Source organism: Mycobacterium sp. 852014-52450_SCH5900713 (assembly GCF_001667075.1).
GTDB lineage: Bacteria > Actinomycetota > Actinomycetes > Mycobacteriales > Mycobacteriaceae > Mycobacterium.
Map to the genome: position 1 here is coordinate 139,114 of NZ_LZIL01000069.1, position 17,490 is coordinate 156,603.

Genomic DNA, 17,490 nt, shown 5'->3' on the forward strand with positions numbered 1-17,490 from the left:
CTACCCGCGTGGCTTGTCGGTGTGAACGCCGGTCTGATTGCGCGGCTCTCCCCCGCAAGCGGGAGGTGCCCCCACCTCATCGCGCTGCGCGTCCCCCGCAAGCGGGCGGTGCCCCCCCTGCATCGTCGCCACGCCGGCTTCGGCCAGGGCCTTCAGCATCAGCTCGGCGACCGCCTGGTGCGCTTCGAAATTCCAGTGAATGCCGTCGGGATTTCCGCGCCCACTCATGATGTGCTCGGCGACAGCCGCTTTGAGGTCCACCAGGGGAACGTCGTGGGTTTGCGCCCACTCCGTGATCGCCGCGGCGGTCGCCGGGCGGCCATGGTGGGCCCTGCCGTAGGTGTCGGCGATATGCACCGACGGCAGCGAGGCCACGATCGGGATACCCGGGCGGTTGAAATCGATTGCGTTGCGGGTCTGTTCGAGGTACTCGGCGCTCAGGTGCGCGGGCAGCGCGGACCGGGCCACCGGCGAGAGCCTGGGCTGCAGCCAGCCGTAGCCGTCGCGGACCCAGCGCCGCACTCGCGGCGGGCGCACGTAGCGGATCAGTTCGCGCAGCGCGGTCGGCAGCACCGACGGCAGCGAATCCATGCCGCCGGTCGCGAAAATGACCGCCCCGGCCCTGGGCAGCGCCGCCCAGGCGCGCGGGTCCTGGGTCGCCGCCCACCAGATATCGCGGCAGGTCCAGCCGATGCGACCGATGAGTTCCACATCCCAACCCAATTGCGCTGCAACGATATTGGGCCAGATGCGCGGATCGTCGGCGGGCAGGCCGCCGGTGGGCCCGTAGTAGGCCAGCGAGTCGGCGAAGATCAGCAGGGTGGGCCGTGCATCAGAAGACATCGTTGGGCACCTGCGCCGAAGCGTTCCACACATCGAGGCGCCAGCGGATGCTGTCGAAACCCGCCCCGGAGTCGTCGGCATGGCCGGAAAGCTGCACCCAGCTGGCGTTGCCCATGCCGCCCAAGGTCGGCCAGTTCGCGACCGGAAGCTTGAGCAGCGCGGCCGACAGCGCGGCGATCAGCCCGCCGTGGGCCACCAGCACCACCGGCCGATCGGCGTGCTGGGGGCCACCCCATTCCGGCTCGCCGGAGACCAGTTCGGTAACCAACGGAACGCTGCGGGCGGCGACGTCGACCCGGCTTTCGCCACCATGGGGCGCCCAGGTGGCGTCTTCCCGCCAGGCCAGCCGGGCACCGGGGGCCTGCGTGTCGACCTCGGTGTGCGTCAGCCCCTGCCAGTCGCCGAGATGGGTTTCCCTCAACCGCGGATCCACCCGGATCGGCAGGCCGGTCCGCTCCCCGAGCCGGATCGCCGTGTCGTAGGCGCGATGCAGATCCGACGACACGATGAGCAATGGCTGTAGCTTGCCGAGCACCTCGGCGGCGGCGATCGCTTGCGCCCGCCCGAGCTCGCTGAGTTGGGAATCCAGCTGCCCCTGCATGCGGCTGCCCGCGTTGAACTCGGTTTGCCCGTGCCGCAACATGATCAGCCGACGAATCGTCATTGCGCGCCCGCCGAGTCGTCGGGAACCGCGGCCAGGTCCACCGGCACGACCGGGCAGTCGCCCCACAACCGGTCCAGGGCATAGAAGTCGCGGTCGTCCTGGTGCTGGATGTGCACGACGATGTCGCGGTAGTCCAGCAGCGTCCAGCGGCCCTCCCGGGTGCCCTCCCGGCGCGCCGGCTTGTAGCCCGCCCTGCGCATCTTCTCCTCGACCTCGTCGACTATGGCATTGACCTGCCGCTCGTTGGACGCCGAAGCGATGACGAAGCAGTCGGTGATGACAAGTTGACCGGACACGTCGATCACGACGACATCGTCGGCCAGTTTCGAGGCGGCCGCGCCGGCGGCCACGGTCGCCATGTCGATCGCCTCCTGCGTGGCGGTCATGTGTTCTTCCCGGCGGGCAGGGTTGATCGGCTCACGGTGTCCTTCGATTGTTCGCCGCGATACAGCCGGCGCTTGGAGACGTACTGCACCACGCCGTCGGGCATCAGGTACCACAGGGGCCGGTGCTGCTCGGCGCGCAGACGGCAGTCGGTCGACGAGATCGCCAGCGCCGGGATCTCGACGAGCGTCAGCACGTCCTCCGCCAGCTCGCCCAGCACGCCGGTGATGTGTTCGCGCCGCAGCTCGTAGCCGGGCCGGCTGACGCCGACGAACCGCGCCAGCTCGAACAACTCCTCCCAGCCCTGCCAGGACAGGATGGAAGCGAGCGCGTCGGCCCCGGTGATGAAGTACAGCTGCGAATCGGGGTTGAGGGCGTGCAGTTCCCGCAGGGTGTCCTTGGTGTAGGTGGGCCCGGCGCGGTCGATGTCGACCCGACTCACCGAGAAGCGCGGGTTGGACGCGGTGGCGATCACCGTCATCAGGTATCGGTCCTCGGCGGCGGAAACGTGGCGGTCCTTCTGCCAGGGCTGACCGCTGGGGACGAACACCACTTCGTCGAGGTCGAACAGGTCGGCGACCTCACTCGCGGCAACCAGGTGCCCGTAATGGATGGGATCGAACGTCCCACCCATCACTCCCAGCCTGCGCAGCTGCTTTTGCACGATTTGCCAGCTTACTTGAGGCGGCGATCCGGCCCGATTCCTCAGCCCGCGGGCCGGTCGGCACCCCGGGGGCCTCCCGCGAGCGTCACGCCAGCGTGACGCAGGGAGGAAGAACGCCCTCAGACCGGTAGCAGCTGGTCGATCACGGCGGCGAGCTGCTTGGCCGACCGGCATTCGTGCATCGTGATGACCTCTTGGTAACGCGGCACCGCCGAGTCGCCGCTGCCCCACAGGTGTTTGGGCTCGGGATTCAGCCAGTGCGCGTGCCGGCTGGCGGTCACCATGTGGGCCAGCAGCTCGGTCTCCGGATTGCGGTAGTTGGTGCGGCCGTCACCGAGCACCAGCAGCGAGCTGCGCGGGGAAAGGACGTTGGGGAACGCCTGCACGAACGACGCGAAGGCGTTGCCGTAGTCGGAATGCCCGTCGCGGCTGTACACGCCGGCCTCCCGGGTGATCCGCTGGATCGCCACGGCCAGGTCGGCTTCGGGCCCGAACATGTGGGTGACCTCGTCGGTGGTGTCGATGAACGCGAACACCCTCACCCGCGAGAACTGTTGGCGCAGCGCGTGTACCAGCAGCAGGGTGAAGTGGCTGAACCCGGCGACGGAGCCGGACACGTCACACAGCACCACCAGCTCCGGGCGCGCGGGGCGGGGTTTGGCCAGCACCACGTCGATCGGCACGCCCCCGGTGGACATCGACTTGCGCAGCGTCTTGCGCAGGTCGATCACGCCCGCGCGGCTGCGGCGCCGCCGGGCCGCCAGCCGGGTGGCCAGAGTCCGGGCCAGCGGAGCCACCGCCCGTTGCATCTGGCGCAGCTGTTCGCCGGAGGCCCGCAGAAACTCGACGTTCTCGGAAAGCTGTGGGATGCCGTACATCTGGACGTGGTCGCGGCCCAGCTGCTCGGCGGTCCGCCGCTTGGTCTCGGCGTCGACCATCTTGCGCAATTGCGTGATCCGCTGCGCCGCCATGGCTTTGGCGATCTGTTCCTGGGTGGGCGTGGGTTCGTCGCCGTACGGGGCGAGCAGCCCGGCCAGCAGTTTGCCCTCCAACTCGTCCAGGGCCATCGCCTTGAGCGCCTGGTACGACGAGAACGACGGGCCGCGGCTGGAACTGTATTTGCCGTAGGCCTCCACGATGCGCGCGATCATCGCGACCAGCCGCTGGTCCATGTCGGCGAGCTCGGGGTTCTCGGTGAGCAGATCCAGCAGCATCTGGCGCATCGCCTCGACGTCGTCGGGCGGCAACGAGGTATCGCCTTGCGCGTCGGCCTCCTCGTCGGTCACCACCGCGCGGGTGCCCAGCGCCGCGGGAAACCACAGGTCGAACATGGCGTCGTAAGTCTCGCGGTGTTCGGGACGGCGCAACACGGCGCAGGCGATGCCCTCGCGCAACACCTCACGATCGCCCAAACCGAGGGTGGCCATCACCCGCCCGGCGTCCACCGTCTCGGACGGTCCCACCGAAATCCCCACCGCGCGAAGGGCTTCCACGAAGCCAACCAGGTGGCCGGGCAGCCCGTGCGGGGCGAGGGGCCGGGTCGGTCGGATGCGGCGGGGGGCCATCGGTGCGTCCCTAGTTCAACCGGAGCTCGCCGGTTGCGCGCTGCTGGTCGGACTGATGCTTGAGAACCACGCCCAGGGTGGCGGCAACGACGGAGTCGTCGATGGTGTCCAGGCCCAGCGCGAGCAGCGTCCGGCCCCAGTCGATGGTCTCGGCGATGGACGGCACCTTCTTGAGTTGCATGCCGCGCAGCACGCCGATGATTCGCACCAGCTCCTCGGCGAGGTGCTGGGGCAGCTCGGGCACCCGCGACAACAGGATGCGGCGTTCCAATTCGGGACTGGGAAAGTCGATGTGCAAGAACAGGCAGCGACGCTTGAGGGCCTCCGACAGTTCGCGGGTGGCGTTGGAGGTCAGCAGCACGAACGGCGTCCGCTCGGCGGCGATCGTGCCCAGCTCGGGCACGGTCACCGCGAAGTCGGACAGCACCTCGAGCAGCAGGCCCTCGATTTCGATGTCGGCCTTATCGGTTTCGTCGATCAGCAAGACCGTGGGCTCGGTGCGCCGGATGGCGGTCAGCAGCGGACGCTGCAGCAGGAACTCCTCGCTGAACACGTCGTCCTTGGTCTGGTCCCAGTCCCCGGAGCCGGCCTGGATGCGCAGGATCTGCTTGGCGTGGTTCCACTCGTAGAGGGCGCGAGCCTCGTCCACCCCCTCGTAGCACTGCAGGCGGACCAGTCCGGAACCGGTCGCCTGGGCGACGGCGCGGGCCAGCTCGGTCTTGCCCACGCCGGCGGGGCCCTCCACCAGCAGGGGCTTGCCCAGCCGGTCGGCCAGGAACACCGCGGTCGCGGTGGCGGTGTCGGGCAGGTAACCGGTCTCGGCCAACCGTCGCGAGACGTCGTCGATGTCGGCGAACAGCGGCTTGGGCCGGGCGGGCACGCTCACTATCTCGGTTCTCCTAAAGCACTTTTCGTCGCGGTCAGGCGGGGCGGATTTGCCCGTCGCCCCACGCGATCCACTTGGTCGAGGTCAATTCCGGCAGCCCCATGGGGCCGCGCGCGTGCAATTTCTGGGTGGAGATGCCGATCTCGGCGCCGAAACCGAACTGCTCACCGTCGGTGAACGCCGTCGACGCGTTGATCATCACCGCGGCGGCGTCGACGCCGTCGCTAAACCGTTGCGCCGCAGCCATATTGCTGGTGACGATGGCCTCGGTGTGCCCGGTGCCGTACTCGTTGATGTGGGCGATCGCGGCGTCGATGCCGTCGACCACCGCGACAGCGATGTCCATCGACAGGTACTCGCGGCGCAGGTCGTCCTCCCCCGCGTCCGCCGAGAACCCGCCGTGCACGGTCACGCCGGCATCCTCCAGGGCGGCCACCAACCGGGGCAGCGCCTTCTTGGCGATGGCGGCATCGACCAACAGCGTCTCGGCGGCGTTGCAGACGCTGGGCCGACGGGTCTTGGAGTTCAGCAGGATCCGTTCCGCCACGTCCAGGTCGGCGCCCTCGTGGACGTATACGTGACAGTTGCCCACGCCGGTCTCGATGGTGGGCACCTGCGCGTCGCGGACCACCGCGTTGATCAGGCTGGCTCCCCCGCGCGGAATCACCACGTCGACCAGGCCGCGGGCCTGGATCAGGTGCGTGACCGTCGAGCGGTCGGCGGCCGAAAGCAGTTGCACCGCATCGGCGGGCAGGTCCTCGCTGACCAGCGAAGCGCGCAGCACCTGCACCAGCGCCTGATTGGACCGGGTGGCCGAAGAACTTCCGCGCAGCAACACGGCGTTGCCCGACTTGAGCGCCAGACCGAAGGCGTCGACCGTCACGTTGGGCCGGCCTTCGTAGATCATGCCGACGACGCCGAGCGGCACGCGCTGCTGCCGCAGATGCAAACCGTTGGGCAGGGTGTAGCCACGCAGCACCTCGCCGACCGGGTCAGGCAACCCGGCGACCTGACGCAGGCCGGCGGCAATTCCCTCGACACGTCTGGGGTCCAGCGCCAACCGGTCGAGCATCGCGGTCGGGGTGCCGGAGGCCTCGGCGGCGCCGAGGTCTTCGGCATTGGCCGACAGGATCAAATCGGTGTGGGCCGCTATCGCGTCGGCCGCCGACCGCAGTGCCTGGTCCTTGGCGACCGTCGGCAGCAATGCCAGGACGCGGGACGCGACCCGGGCGCGGCGGGCGGCGTTGTGGACCTCCCGGCGCAAGTCAGACTCCCGCTGTTGAGCCCCACCGCTGAGGAATGGTGCTTGCAGACTCATTGAACCAGGGTATCGGGCCTTAACCGGCCAGGTGAGGCGGCCCGGGTATTACGGCATCCGCCCCGCGCGTAACGCGCCGACTATCAAGTCGCGGTCTCCGGTGGGTCAGCGAAGTGTTTTTGCCGCCGTCGGTACCCCGATGCGGGCCGGGCTGGTCCGTTCACGGTGCGTCACCTGTCGCACCTTGGCTTGTCGCTCCTCGATGAGTCGTCCTAAGTCTTGGAGCAGCAATGGCTTACGCATCACCAGATGCTCGAGGTGCTCGCGATCGATCTGCAGTGCCGTCACCTCGTCCAGCGCATACGCGCCGGCGAGGTTGGGCTGGCGGGTCAGCGCGGTCAGGCCTAGGAACGATCCCTCGTCCAGGGTGGTGACTGGCACCACCGAGCCGTCGTCGGTCGTCGCCGTCAAGCGCACCCGGCCGGCCACCAGGAAGGTCATGCCGGGCGAGACCTGGCCGGCGGATTCGAGGATTTCGTCGGCACCGTAGCGGACGAGCTTCGCGTACGGGACGAGCGATTGCTGATCGGTATGGCTCAGCCGCAACGCCGGCGCGACGACCGTGCGCAAGGCTTTTTCCACGCGTTGTTTGGTGGAGTAGTTGTCGTCGGCACCGTCAAGATGCAGGCGCGCCCGCCGCGCCGCATACCAAACCCAGCGCAGGAAGGTCGCTTCGGTGGCTTCGGCGTCGGCGGGGGACGCCAACCGGATGGTCGTGCGGTACTGGGCGCCGCCCAAGGAGACTGCGGTGGGCAAGATTCCGGGCCTGCGGGCCGGCAACGCCGTAGCGACCCGCGTGAGCATCGCGCACACCTTGTCCGGGGAATCGCCGGGCGCGAACTTGGTTGTGATCGCGCAGTCGTACGCGCGCGACGGGCGACTGAGGTTGGTGAACGAGGTGCTCGCGAGCATCGAGTTGGGCATGATGCGGATGCCGCTGCCGGTGTCGATGTGCACGGACCGCCAGTTCACTTCGACGACACGCCCCCGCGCGGTCCCGGTGTCCAGCCACTCATCGATCCGGAACGGCTGCTCGAACAGCATGAACAACCCGGACACCACCTGGCCGACGGAGTTCTGCAGCATCAGACCGATGACCACCGAGGTGACGCCCAGCGCGGTGAACAGGCCACCGATCCGGACGCCCCAGATCATTGACAGCATCACCGCCAGGCCGACGCCGATGACTCCGAAGCGGGCGACATCGACGAAGATGGTGGGCAGCCGTTTGCGCCAGCTCTTGTCGGGCGCGCCCTCGAACACGGTGGCGTTCAGCGCGGACAACACCAGCACGAGCACCAGCAGGCCGAACAGCGTGGTCAGGATCCGCACCGAGCCGTCTTTGGCGGGCACCTGCGAAGCCTCGACGAGCAGCAGCAACAACGCACCCAGCGGCAGCAGGTAGTTACGCAGCAGGCTTACCTGCCGGGCCAACTGGCTGTGTCGGCGGACCAGCGTGCGGTGCAGCTCGGTAAGCAGGATCAAGGCCACCGGGAATCCGACCGCTACGCCGATGGCCCAGTAGAACCACGATGAGTCGAACAGGTTCATGATCGCTCCGACAACCGGTAGATCGCCTGGTCGGTTCCGCTGACCGAAATGGTGCCGGCCGGCGTGAACTGCCGCACGTCCCGCATCGCCTCGTAGACCTGGGAGGTGACGTAGATACCCGATTGGTTTGCGCCACTTTGCATCCGGTAAGCGAGGCTGACCGCGGCGCCCCACATGTCGTAGACGAGCCCCGAGCGGCCCACCAGTCCGCTGATGACGTCACCGGTGCTGATGCCCACCCGAAGGCGCAGCTGGTGGCCGGTCTGGCCGTTGAATCTATCGATGATTTGGCGCATTTCGATAGCAAAGTCGACGCTGCGGTGGATGCTGTCCAGCCGCCGCGTGACCACACCGCAGCTGGCGAGATAGCCGTTATGGAACGTGCGAATCCGCTCGACGCCCAGAGATTCGGCCGCCGAATCGAACTGCCGGAACAGTTCGTCGACGATCCCGACGAGCTCGTCGCCGGATACATCCACGGAAACCTCGTCGAGCCCGACGATTTCGGCGAAGATGACGGCCACGCCCTGGTGTTCCAGCGCGATGGTCTCCTGACCCTCGCGATATCGCTGAACGACGGACTCGGGCATCAGCGCCAGCAACAGGCGGTCGTTCTCCCGGCGCTGTTCGTTGAGAAGTTCCTCCTTGATTGCCAGGCTGCGACTCATTTCGTTGAAAGCAGCGGTCAGGTCGCCGATCTCGTCGCGGGTGGTGACCGGGATGTCGACCTCGTAGTTGCCGGAGCTGATCTTCTGCGTGCCGGCCTGCAGCCGACGGATCGGCCGCAACATCAGTTGGGCCAGCACCATCGACGCCACGCAGATGGCGAAGATCATGATCGCCACCGCCAGCACTACCGTCCTGCTGAACCTGCCCAGGCGCGCGAAAGCGTCGGAGTTGTCCCGTGTCGCCAGGATCGACCAGTGCAGATCGGAGTTCGGCACGCTCAGCGGCGCGTAGGCTTCCAGCTCCCTGTTGCCCATATAGTCGGTGGCGCTGATGACTCCGGTCTGTCCACGTTGGGCGGCGCGAAGGCCCGCGGTGGGGACCGGCTGGACCAGGGTCGTGCCACCCAGCCGGATCGCTTCGTCGACCACGTCGGGCGGCGTGCCCGATGCCACCGCCTCGCGCCGGTATTCGGCCGGATCCTCCAGGAAAAGCCTCGAGTCGGAACGCATCAGGTTGTCGGCTCCGGCGAGGTAAGTCTCGGTCGACGGGCCCATTCCCGCGGCATCCCAGTGTTTGTCGGCGGTCATGATCCTGTTGATCTTCGAGATCGGCAGTGGCAGGGCCATGACGCCGTTGAATTTCCCGTTCATTCCCACCAGCGACACCGCCCACGCCGTGGGGGTGTCGAGTTCCGGCTGGTACGGCTGGAAGTCGGTGATCCAGACGAAGCTGAGATCGTTGGAGCGCAAGGCCTTTTGGTACGCATCGCGCAACTTGGATTCCCGGTAAGGCCCGGTCAGAATGTTGGTGCCCAAGTCCGGGCCCTTATTCACCGAATAGACGACGTTGCCCTGCATGTCCAGCAACAGCGCATCGGGGTATTCGAAGCGGCTGACGATCTCGCGCATGTAGAAGCCGTAGCGAGCGTTGGCCGCCGACCACGCACTGCCATCGCCGGCGTCGTCGACCTTCCTCGCCTCGGAGATCGAACGGTAGGGCGCGGTGTAGTAGGCCTGAAGGTACTTCTGCGCGTTGGAACTCGGGAGGATGGCGTTGCGATCGAGATCTTCACCCGTGATCCGTTTGATCGGCTTGATCATGTTGTCGTCGTAGTAGTTGACGATCGCCTGCTGCTGGGCCGGGTTGATCGTCGCATTGGACAACTGGGCGAATCCATCGGTGAACGCCGTCATCGCCTCGACGATGCTGAAGCCGCCGCTGTAGACGATCAGGGAGTTGGTCACCTCTCTGAAGAGCGACTGCACCTGGCGCGCCTGGGACTCGCGCAGTTCGGTGAGTCGCTCGGATTCGACTTGGCGCAGGGCGTTGCGGCCCGACGACGCCCCGATGAACCCGATCACCCCGATCGACAGGATGCTGGAGAGCAGCAACATCAGCAGCAGCTTGGATTGCAGGCCGATTCGGAAACGCCGACGGCGACGGAACTTATGGCGCTTGCGGGCCGGGCCTTGCTCTGTCACAGGCATTTCGGCCGGAGCCTGCCCCGCGGCATGTTCCGGTGTGGTGTTGGAAGCCGGCTCAGCGTCTCTTAGCTCGCTCGATGTCACTCGACTTCGCCCTTCCTCGGACACGCAGCATCGCTCACGCAGCACACTAGCGCGCGTGTCTGCAGATATGGGCGATTGCGCCAAAGCATTCGACGCCGACGCCGCCCAACCCTTCATTCAGCTAACGGAGCCCACTTATTCTTGGCGTTATGAGCGATGGGTGCGCGGAGGGTTGCGGTTGCGGGACGACCGACGTGACGACCATCCGTCGCCCGGAGCGTGACGCCGAATGGGTTCGGGCTGCGCGCGTGGCGCGATGGCTCGCGTGGGCGAGCCTGGCGTGGATGTGCGCGGAGGGCGGGCTCGGCCTGTGGCAAGGGTTCACCGCCGGATCCGTCTCCCTGATCGGCTGGGCGCTGGGTAGCGCGGTCGAGGGCTTGGCGAGCGTGATCGTCGTGTGGCGGTTCACGGGTGCACGCACGCTGTCGGAGACCTCGGAGCGCCGGGCGCAACGTGGGGTGGCCATCTCGTTCTGGCTCGTCGCGCCCTACGTCGCCTTCGAATCGGTCCGTAGCCTGCTCGCCGGGGCCCGCCCCGAAACGACATGGATCGGGATGGCGTTGACCGCCGCGGCGCTAATCCTGATGCCGCTTCTCGGCCGGGCCAAGCAGAGGCTCGGCAGGCGCCTGGACTCGCAGGCCACGGCCGGGGAGGGCACACAGAACTATCTTTGCGCCGCGCAATCAGCGGCGGTCCTTCTCACGTTGGTCGTCATCGCCGTGTGGCCGGGCGGCTGGTGGCTGGACCCGGCGGTCGGACTCGCCATCGCCGGCTTTGCGGTCCGGGAGGGCTTCGCGGCGTGGCGTGGCGAGGAATGCGCATGCTGACCCAGGCGCCAAAACCACGTCACGGCACACTGTTTGGCTCTTGGAATCGGCTAACGTCAACGTAATGGCACGGGTCTGTGTGGTCGGCAGCGTGAACATGGACCTGTCGCTGCGCGTCGATGCCCTCCCCTCTCCCGGCGAGACGGTGCTGGCGTCGTCGCTGACCTACGCGCCCGGCGGCAAGGGCGGTAACCAGGCGGTGGCGGCGGCGCGCGCCGGCGCACGGGTTCAATTCGTCGGCGCGATCGGCGATGACCCGGCCGCCCGCCAATTGCGCGCCCACCTGCTGGACAACGGCGTGCGCCTGGACGCCACCGCCGAAACGCCCGGGCCGAGCGGCACGGCGATCGTCGTCGTCGACGCCCACGCCGAGAACACCATCGTGGTCGCGCCGGGCGCCAACGGCCGGCTGGCGCTGGATGCCGCGGCCGTGCGAAGCGTCATCGCCGGCTGCGATGTGTTATTGACGCAGTTGGAAATTCCGGTGCAGGCGGCGGTGGCCGCAGCGCAACAGGCCCGTTCGGCCGGGGCGGTCGTCATCGTCAATGCCTCGCCGGCCGGCCGGGACCAGTACTCGCTGGCCGACCTGGCGGCCGCAGCCGACGTGGTGATCGCCAACGAAGCCGAGGCCGACGAATGGCCCTGGCGCCCAACACACTTGGTGACGACGCTGGGCGCGCGCGGCGCCCGGTACGTCGGTGTCGACGGCGAATTCCTGGTGCCCGCTCCCCCGGTGGCCGCGGTGGACACCACCGGGGCCGGTGACGTGTTCGCCGGAGTGCTGGCCGGCAGCTGGCCGCCGCATCCCGGTTCGTCCGCCCAGCGGCTGAGCGCATTGCGGCGCGCCTGCGCCGCCGGCGCACTGGCGACGCTGGTGCCGGGCGCCGGCAACTGCGCACCGGATGCCGAAGCGATCGACGCGGCGCTGCACGACGCCCGTTAGCCGGTGTCCCCGCCGACGTCGTGGGCGATTCTCAGGCCGTCGCCGGTCTCCATCTCCTCCGCCGTCTGGCTGAGCAGGACACGGCTGCGGCTCGGCGACAACACGGTCGACACGTAGTGATGCGGCGCCTCGGCCACGAACGACAGGCGGTTGACGCGCAGCAGCGCGGCGCCGATGGCGGTGCCGAGCAGGTGCGCGTGGCGGGGTCCGGCGATCTCCGCCGTGATCTCGTGCAGCACGCGGTCCACGACGACGCCCCCGTCCGATAACAGCTCGTAAAGCGGTCTGCGCCGCAGTTCCCGCTCGGTCAGCACGTCGGACCATTCCGGCGGCAGCCAGGCTTCGGTCACCATCAACGGCTCATCGGTTCGGCGTTGGCGCCGCACCCGCACGATCTGCAGCAACTCGCCGGGAGCTTCCAGCGCCTCACCGATGGCCCTCGGGGGACGGCGCTTCCCCAGCTCGACGACATCGACCTTGGTTTCGAATTGCGTCTGTCGCAGCCCCTGCATAAAGGAACGCCCCGCCGCCAAAACGCCCGAGACATCCGCTGGGCCGTGCGGCCGCACGAACGACCCGACACCGTGCCTGCGCTCGATGTATCCCTGCTCGGCCAGGTCCCCCAGCGCCCGGCGCACGGTGATGCGCGATACGCCGAACTGGTCGCACAGGGTCTGCTCGGTTGGCAACGCGTCGCCAGGGGCGATGACGCCACGGTCGATCTCGTCGTGCAGCACCAAGAACAGCTGCCGGTGCAGCGGTACCCCGGCCGCCGCCGATACCGGCCCACCTTTGCCCTGCACGGTCGTCAATGCTTCCACACGGCCTCCCTTGCGCAGTCCGATCAGTTGTTATATGTATATAACAACTAACCCAGAGCGCAGGGAGGCCCGATGAACGCCCCGGCCGCCACCGACCCGGAAGGGCCGACCGGGCGACTTGCCACCTGGGTCGCCGGTCTCACGCTCGACACCGTCCCGCGTCCCGTCCTCGACCGTGCGAAACACCTGCTCCTGGACGGGATCGGCTGCGCGCTCGTCGGGGCGCAACTGCCGTGGTCACGCATCGCGACCGACGCCGTCGTCGCGCTCGAAAGTCCCGGCGACACCGTGGTCATCGGCACCGGACGCACCTCCGGAGCGCCTGCGGCGGCGATCCTCAACGGCACCTTCATCCAGGGCTTCGAGCTCGACGACTTTCACCCCCTTGCCCCGCTGCACAGCTGCTCGCTGCTGATTCCCGCGCTGCTCTCGACGGCGTCCACGCGGCCGCACCGTTCGACCGGTGCCGACCTCCTGCTGGCCGCGATCGCCGGCTTCGAGGTGGGTCCGCGCGTCGGCTACACGCTGCACGGCACTCAGATGCTCGACCGCGGCTGGCACTCGGGCTCGGTTTTCGGCACCCACGCCGCGGCAATGGCGTCGGGAAAGTTACGCGGGCTGCCGCCGGCGCAATTGGAGGACGCCCTCGGGCTGGCCGGCACGCAGTCGGCGGGTCTGATGGCCGCGCAGTACGAGGCCATGAGCAAGCGCATGCACCACGGCTTCGCGGCGCGCAACGGCTTCTACGCGGCGGGACTGGCGGCGGCCGGTTACACCGGCATCAAGCGGGTGTTCGAGCGCGAATACGGCGGGTTTCTCAGCGTTTTCGGCGAGGGGCACGATCCCGACGCCGCGCCGCTGACCGGCGAACTCGGCCAACGCTGGGAGACCACCATCATCATGGTCAAGTCCTACGCCGCGATGGGTGGGGTGCACGCAGCGATCGACGCCGCCAGGCTGGTGCGCGAATCCGTTGCGCCCGAGGATATTTCGAAAATCGACATCACCGTGGGCGAGACCATCTACAAGCACGGCTGGTGGCAGCCGGACAAACCGCTGACCCCGATCGGCGCCCAGATGAACATCGGCTATGTGACCGCCGCGGCGCTGCTCGACGGCAACGTGCTGCCCGAGCAGTTCACCCCCGCCCGCCTCGATTCGGACGACATCTGGTCGCTCATCGCGGCGACGACGGTGCACCTGGACGAATCGCTCACGCACGCCGATTTCACCGAGAAATTCCGCACCGATGTCGCGGTCACCACCCGTGACGGTGCGGTCCACCGCGCCCGTGTGGCCTTGCCGCATGGCGCGCCCACCGACCCCGTCGCCAACGACGAACTCGTCGACAAGTTCCACTCGCTCGCCGACCGGTCACCAGCCGGTCGCGCGCCGAAGCGATCGAGCGGGCGGTGGTCAATCTCGACGACCTCGACGACATCGACCAACTGACGGATCTGCTCGCGGCCCCGGTCGCGGGCGCGCTGGACTGAAAGGAAACTCATGGCCACTACCCCGGCCCGACAACGGCTGAAGGACATGCTCAGCACCCGGGAACTCATCGTCGCGCCAGGCGTTTTCGACGGCATCTCCGCACACCTGACGAAACGCACCGGCCACACCGCGGCGTACATGACCGGCGCCGGCGTGGCAGCCTCCGGCTTCGGCCTACCCGACATCGGGCTGGTCACCGCAACCGAGATGGCCGGCCGGGTCGCGATGATCACCGACGCGCTGGGTGACGTCCCCCTGATCGCCGACGCCGACACCGGCTACGGCGCGCCCATGAACGTGGTGCGCACCGTTCGCTCCTACGACGCGGCGGGGGTGGCCGCGATTCAGTTGGAGGACCAGGTCTTTCCGAAGCGTTGCGGCCACCTGCCCGACAAACAGGTGGTCGACACTGCGGTGTTCGAGCAGACTCTGGCCGCGGCGCTGGACACCCGCTCCGATGACAACCTGTTGGTGGTGGCCCGCACCGACGCGCGGGCGCCCCTCGGCCTGGACGCCGCCATCGAGCGCGCCAACCGGTACGCGCAGGCGGGTGCCGACATCATCTTCGTCGAGGCGCCGCAGGACGCCGGCGAGGTGGAGCGCATCGCGCGCGAAGTGGACGCACCCCTGCTGATCAACCTGGTGCTCGGTGGCCTGACACCGCTGCAGTCGGCCTCGCGGCTGCAGGAGTTGGGCTACGCCATCGCGATCCATCCGAGCAACCTCTTGATGCAGGCGACTTTCGGTATGTTGCAGAGCCTTTGCGAATTGAACGGCACCGACATCGCCGGCCACCTGCCCAGCACACCCGCCGATTTCTTCAACATGGTCGGAATGGCCGACTGGCTGGAACGCGATGCCCGCTACGCGCGAAAGGACCCCTCATGGGCATGACGATCATCGAGAAGATCTTCGCCCGCAAAGCCGGTCTGGATGCGGTGTCCGCGGGTGACACCGTCGTGGTCGACGTCGATATGACCGTGCTCATCGATTTGCAGTTCGCCACGATGTGGATTACGCCCAACCGGATTCACGACCCCGACAAGCTGGCGGTCGTCATGGACCACGCCGTGCCCGCACCGACAATCAAAGACGCCGCGGGCGGTCCGCGGGCCCGCGAATTCGTCGCCGATTTCGGCGTCGAACGGTTCTATGACGTCGGCCGGCACGGCATCTGCCACCAGGTGATCGCCGAGAACGGACTGGCGCGGCCCGGAGAAATCTTGGCCTGCACCGACTCTCACACCTGCGCGGCGGGCGCCTACAACACCGCCGCGCGGGGCCTCGGGCCCGCGGAGATCTATTCGATCATGTGCACCGGCACGACATGGTTTCAGGTCGCGCCCACAATCCGCTACGAGCTCGAGGGCGCCAAGCCCGAGACGTCAGCGGAAAAGACATCTTCTTGCATATCGCCAACGAGTACGGCGATGCCCCGAACCGCAACCTGGAATTCGGCGGCACCGGCCTGGCCGGCATCCCGATGCATGACCGGCGGACCGTCGCGACCCAGTGCGCCGAGGTTTCCGCCGACTTCGCGACGTTCGAGCCCGACGACGTATTGACGTCGTTTCTCGACGACCGTGGTGTCACCGAATACGGTGCCGTCACACCGGATTCCGATGCCGCATACCAAGAGATCCGCCGTGTCGATCTGACGACACTGGAGCCCTACGTGGCGCGACCGGGAACGGTCAGCCGCAACGGGCTGCCCGTCTCCCAGCTGGACCGCCGCAAGGTCGACCAGGCCTTCATCGGCTCGTGCGCGAACGGACAGCTCGAAGACCTCGCTATCGCCGCACGGGTGATGCGCGGCAAGTCCGTCGCACCCGGTGTGCGCCTGTTGGTCACGCCCGCCTCCCAGGCGGTGTACCGGGAGGCCATGCGGCTGGGGTACTTGCAGGACCTGGCGGACGCGGGTGCGGTCATCACGAACTCCACCTGCGGCGCCTGTTTCGGCTACCACATGGGTGTGGTCGGTCCCGGAGAGGTATGCATCACCTCGAGCACCCGCAACTTCACCGGGCGCATGGGCAGCACCGAGGCCGAGATCTTCATGGCATCACCGGCCACCGTCGCCGCGTCGGCGATCACCGGCTACATCACCGACCCGAGGAGTGTGACGGCATGACCGTGGAGTTTCGGGGCAAGCTCTGGCTGTTCGGAGACAACCTCAACACCGACGCCATGTATCCGGCCTTCGCGATGAAGATGGATCCGTCCGAAGCCGCCAGGCACATTTTCTACGAGGTTCGTCCGGGTTGGACCGACCAGGTGTCCCCGGGTGACATCGTGGTGGCGGGCAGGAACTTCGGGCTCGGATCCTCACGGCCGGTGGCGGCCCTCTTCGTCGAACTCGGCGTCGCGGGACTGGTCGCCGAGGAATTCAACTCCTTGTTCTTTCGCAATGCCGTCAACGCCGGCCTCCCGGCCATGACCGTGCCCGACGCCACCAGCGTTTTCCACGAAGGCGACACGGCCACCTTCGACCTGACCGGCGGCACCTGGCGCAACGACACCACGGGTGCATCCGGACGCGTCCCCAGACTCCCCGGGCTCATCCTCGACATCATCGAAAGCGGCGGCGTACTGCCCCGGTTGGTGGAGCAGGGTTATCTTCCCAGCGAACTGGGTGATCTCCTGCGGTCGCCCACTGTTGCGATCCGCAGCGCGGGCAGCGGCGCATGACGGCGCTGCCGGGCCGGCTGCTGCGCGGCGTCCGCGCCGGCGCGCACCGAAGTCCCCTTGCCGGGCCGGCGTTCGATGCGCCCGCCTCCATCAGCCTCAGCAGCGCCGCGTTCACCGATGGCGGCGGCATGCCGGCCTCCAGCGCCGGCAAGGGCGTCGGGGACAATGTGTCGCCGCCGTTGCGGTGGAGCGCGCCGCCGCCGGGGACCCGGCAGCTGGTGCTCATCATCGACGACGTCGACGTGCCGCTGCCCCGCCCGCTGCTGCACACCGCCGCGGTGATCGAGCCGACGCTGGAGGGCCTCGATGCCGGCGGGTTGCAGCCCGACGCGGCAGGCCTGCGGTGCCTGCGAGCCGATCTGGGCCATCGCGGGTACGCCGGGCCGCGCCCGATCCCCGGCCACGGGCCGCACCACTACCGATTCCATGTGTTCGCGATCGACCAGCGGGTGCCGGACGGCATCGCCACGGCCAAGGCGCTGCTGGCCGCGATCCGTGGGCACGTGCTGGCCCGCGGCGTGCTGACCGCAACCTACGAACGCTGAGCGCGCGGGTCGACGCGACCCGCCTGACCTGCGGTTGGCAGTGGTTGGCAGCGTCTGGTG

Annotated in this window: 15 protein-coding genes and 2 pseudogenes; 7 read left to right on the forward strand and 10 right to left on the reverse strand. The window is 68.0% G+C overall.

Features of this window, described 5'->3' with window-relative positions; translation table 11 throughout:
• The 9 genes from octT to A5773_RS21210 form a co-directional block, all read right to left on the reverse strand.
• Positions 1 to 843 carry a diglucosylglycerate octanoyltransferase gene (gene octT, locus A5773_RS21170; RefSeq protein WP_066952765.1) on the reverse strand — a complete coding sequence of 281 codons (843 nt, stop codon included), beginning with the start codon at positions 841 to 843 and terminating at the stop codon, positions 1 to 3.
• Positions 833 to 1,507: a glucosyl-3-phosphoglycerate phosphatase gene (gene gpgP, locus A5773_RS21175; protein ID WP_067792407.1), complete on the reverse strand. Its 675-nt coding sequence runs from the start codon at positions 1,505 to 1,507 to the stop codon at positions 833 to 835. Before gpgP ends, octT begins: the two co-directional genes overlap by 11 nt.
• Positions 1,504 to 1,893: a ribosome silencing factor gene (gene rsfS, locus A5773_RS21180; RefSeq protein ID WP_066952762.1), complete on the reverse strand. Its 390-nt coding sequence runs from the start codon at positions 1,891 to 1,893 to the stop codon at positions 1,504 to 1,506. Before rsfS ends, gpgP begins: the two co-directional genes overlap by 4 nt.
• Positions 1,890 to 2,543 (reverse strand): nicotinate-nucleotide adenylyltransferase, encoded by a 654-nt coding sequence (gene nadD, locus A5773_RS21185; RefSeq protein WP_255360749.1) that lies wholly within the window; start codon positions 2,541 to 2,543, stop codon positions 1,890 to 1,892. Before nadD ends, rsfS begins: the two co-directional genes overlap by 4 nt.
• Before the next feature lie 131 nt (positions 2,544 to 2,674).
• On the reverse strand, positions 2,675 to 4,120 hold the full coding sequence (locus A5773_RS21190; protein ID WP_066952760.1) for a VWA domain-containing protein: 1,446 nt from the start codon (positions 4,118 to 4,120) through the stop codon (positions 2,675 to 2,677).
• 10 nt (positions 4,121 to 4,130) lie between these two features.
• Positions 4,131 to 5,006 carry a MoxR family ATPase gene (locus tag A5773_RS21195; protein ID WP_066952758.1) on the reverse strand — a complete coding sequence of 292 codons (876 nt, stop codon included), beginning with the start codon at positions 5,004 to 5,006 and terminating at the stop codon, positions 4,131 to 4,133.
• Positions 5,007 to 5,040: 34 nt separating this feature from the next.
• Positions 5,041 to 6,324, reverse strand: a complete 1,284-nt coding sequence (locus A5773_RS21200) for a glutamate-5-semialdehyde dehydrogenase (RefSeq protein WP_067792409.1) — start codon at positions 6,322 to 6,324, stop codon at positions 5,041 to 5,043.
• A 105-nt stretch (positions 6,325 to 6,429) separates the two neighbouring features.
• Positions 6,430 to 7,875: a mechanosensitive ion channel domain-containing protein gene (locus A5773_RS21205; protein ID WP_066952754.1), complete on the reverse strand. Its 1,446-nt coding sequence runs from the start codon at positions 7,873 to 7,875 to the stop codon at positions 6,430 to 6,432.
• The gene (locus tag A5773_RS21210; protein WP_066952752.1) at positions 7,872 to 10,031 is read right to left on the reverse strand and encodes an adenylate/guanylate cyclase domain-containing protein; all 2,160 of its coding nucleotides are present in this window, start codon (positions 10,029 to 10,031) and stop codon (positions 7,872 to 7,874) included. The genes A5773_RS21205 and A5773_RS21210 overlap by 4 nt, the downstream gene beginning before the upstream one ends.
• A gap of 230 nt (positions 10,032 to 10,261) precedes the next feature.
• On the opposite strand from A5773_RS21210, the gene A5773_RS21215 reads away from it, so the two are divergent.
• Positions 10,262 to 10,939: a cation transporter gene (locus A5773_RS21215; RefSeq protein WP_082948331.1), complete on the forward strand. Its 678-nt coding sequence runs from the start codon at positions 10,262 to 10,264 to the stop codon at positions 10,937 to 10,939.
• A gap of 64 nt (positions 10,940 to 11,003) precedes the next feature.
• On the forward strand, positions 11,004 to 11,882 hold the full coding sequence (locus tag A5773_RS21220; protein WP_067792414.1) for a ribokinase: 879 nt from the start codon (positions 11,004 to 11,006) through the stop codon (positions 11,880 to 11,882).
• On the opposite strand, the gene A5773_RS21225 is transcribed toward A5773_RS21220, so the two are convergent.
• Positions 11,879 to 12,703 carry a GntR family transcriptional regulator gene (locus tag A5773_RS21225; protein WP_067792416.1) on the reverse strand — a complete coding sequence of 275 codons (825 nt, stop codon included), beginning with the start codon at positions 12,701 to 12,703 and terminating at the stop codon, positions 11,879 to 11,881. The two genes, A5773_RS21220 and A5773_RS21225, sit on opposite strands and share 4 nt — an antisense overlap.
• A 72-nt stretch (positions 12,704 to 12,775) precedes the next feature.
• Here A5773_RS21225 and A5773_RS21230 point away from each other — a divergent pair.
• The 5 genes and pseudogenes from A5773_RS21230 to A5773_RS21250 all read left to right on the forward strand — a co-directional run bounded on the left by A5773_RS21230 (position 12,776) and on the right by A5773_RS21250 (position 17,430).
• A pseudogene (locus A5773_RS21230) lies at positions 12,776 to 14,196 on the forward strand (MmgE/PrpD family protein).
• 10 nt (positions 14,197 to 14,206) lie between these two features.
• Complete coding sequence (locus tag A5773_RS21235) at positions 14,207 to 15,091, forward strand: oxaloacetate decarboxylase (protein ID WP_067261601.1); 885 nt, start codon at positions 14,207 to 14,209, stop codon at positions 15,089 to 15,091.
• Positions 15,082 to 16,328: pseudogene (locus A5773_RS21240) on the forward strand (aconitase/3-isopropylmalate dehydratase large subunit family protein). Before A5773_RS21235 ends, A5773_RS21240 begins: the two are co-directional and overlap by 10 nt.
• Entirely contained in the window at positions 16,325 to 16,885 is a 561-nt protein-coding gene (locus A5773_RS21245) for a 3-isopropylmalate dehydratase (protein ID WP_066952739.1), read from the forward strand. Before A5773_RS21240 ends, A5773_RS21245 begins: the two are co-directional and overlap by 4 nt.
• Positions 16,882 to 17,430, forward strand: a complete 549-nt coding sequence (locus A5773_RS21250; RefSeq protein ID WP_066952737.1) for a YbhB/YbcL family Raf kinase inhibitor-like protein — start codon at positions 16,882 to 16,884, stop codon at positions 17,428 to 17,430. Before A5773_RS21245 ends, A5773_RS21250 begins: the two co-directional genes overlap by 4 nt.
• Positions 17,431 to 17,490: the final 60 nt, after the last annotated feature.

Coding starts and splice junctions, on each gene's coding strand:
- A5773_RS21215 (WP_082948331.1), top strand. CDS start 10,262: ATGAGCGATGGGTGCGCGGAGGGTTGCGGTTGCGGGACGACCGACGTG.
- rsfS (WP_066952762.1), bottom strand. CDS start 1,893: ATGACCGCCACGCAGGAGGCGATCGACATGGCGACCGTGGCCGCCGGC.
- A5773_RS21205 (WP_066952754.1), bottom strand. CDS start 7,875: ATGAACCTGTTCGACTCATCGTGGTTCTACTGGGCCATCGGCGTAGCG.
- A5773_RS21210 (WP_066952752.1), bottom strand. CDS start 10,031: ATGCCTGTGACAGAGCAAGGCCCGGCCCGCAAGCGCCATAAGTTCCGT.
- A5773_RS21250 (WP_066952737.1), top strand. CDS start 16,882: ATGACGGCGCTGCCGGGCCGGCTGCTGCGCGGCGTCCGCGCCGGCGCG.
- A5773_RS21220 (WP_067792414.1), top strand. CDS start 11,004: ATGGCACGGGTCTGTGTGGTCGGCAGCGTGAACATGGACCTGTCGCTG.
- gpgP (WP_067792407.1), bottom strand. CDS start 1,507: ATGACGATTCGTCGGCTGATCATGTTGCGGCACGGGCAAACCGAGTTC.
- A5773_RS21245 (WP_066952739.1), top strand. CDS start 16,325: ATGACCGTGGAGTTTCGGGGCAAGCTCTGGCTGTTCGGAGACAACCTC.
- A5773_RS21190 (WP_066952760.1), bottom strand. CDS start 4,120: ATGGCCCCCCGCCGCATCCGACCGACCCGGCCCCTCGCCCCGCACGGG.
- A5773_RS21200 (WP_067792409.1), bottom strand. CDS start 6,324: ATGAGTCTGCAAGCACCATTCCTCAGCGGTGGGGCTCAACAGCGGGAG.
- A5773_RS21235 (WP_067261601.1), top strand. CDS start 14,207: ATGGCCACTACCCCGGCCCGACAACGGCTGAAGGACATGCTCAGCACC.
- octT (WP_066952765.1), bottom strand. CDS start 843: ATGTCTTCTGATGCACGGCCCACCCTGCTGATCTTCGCCGACTCGCTG.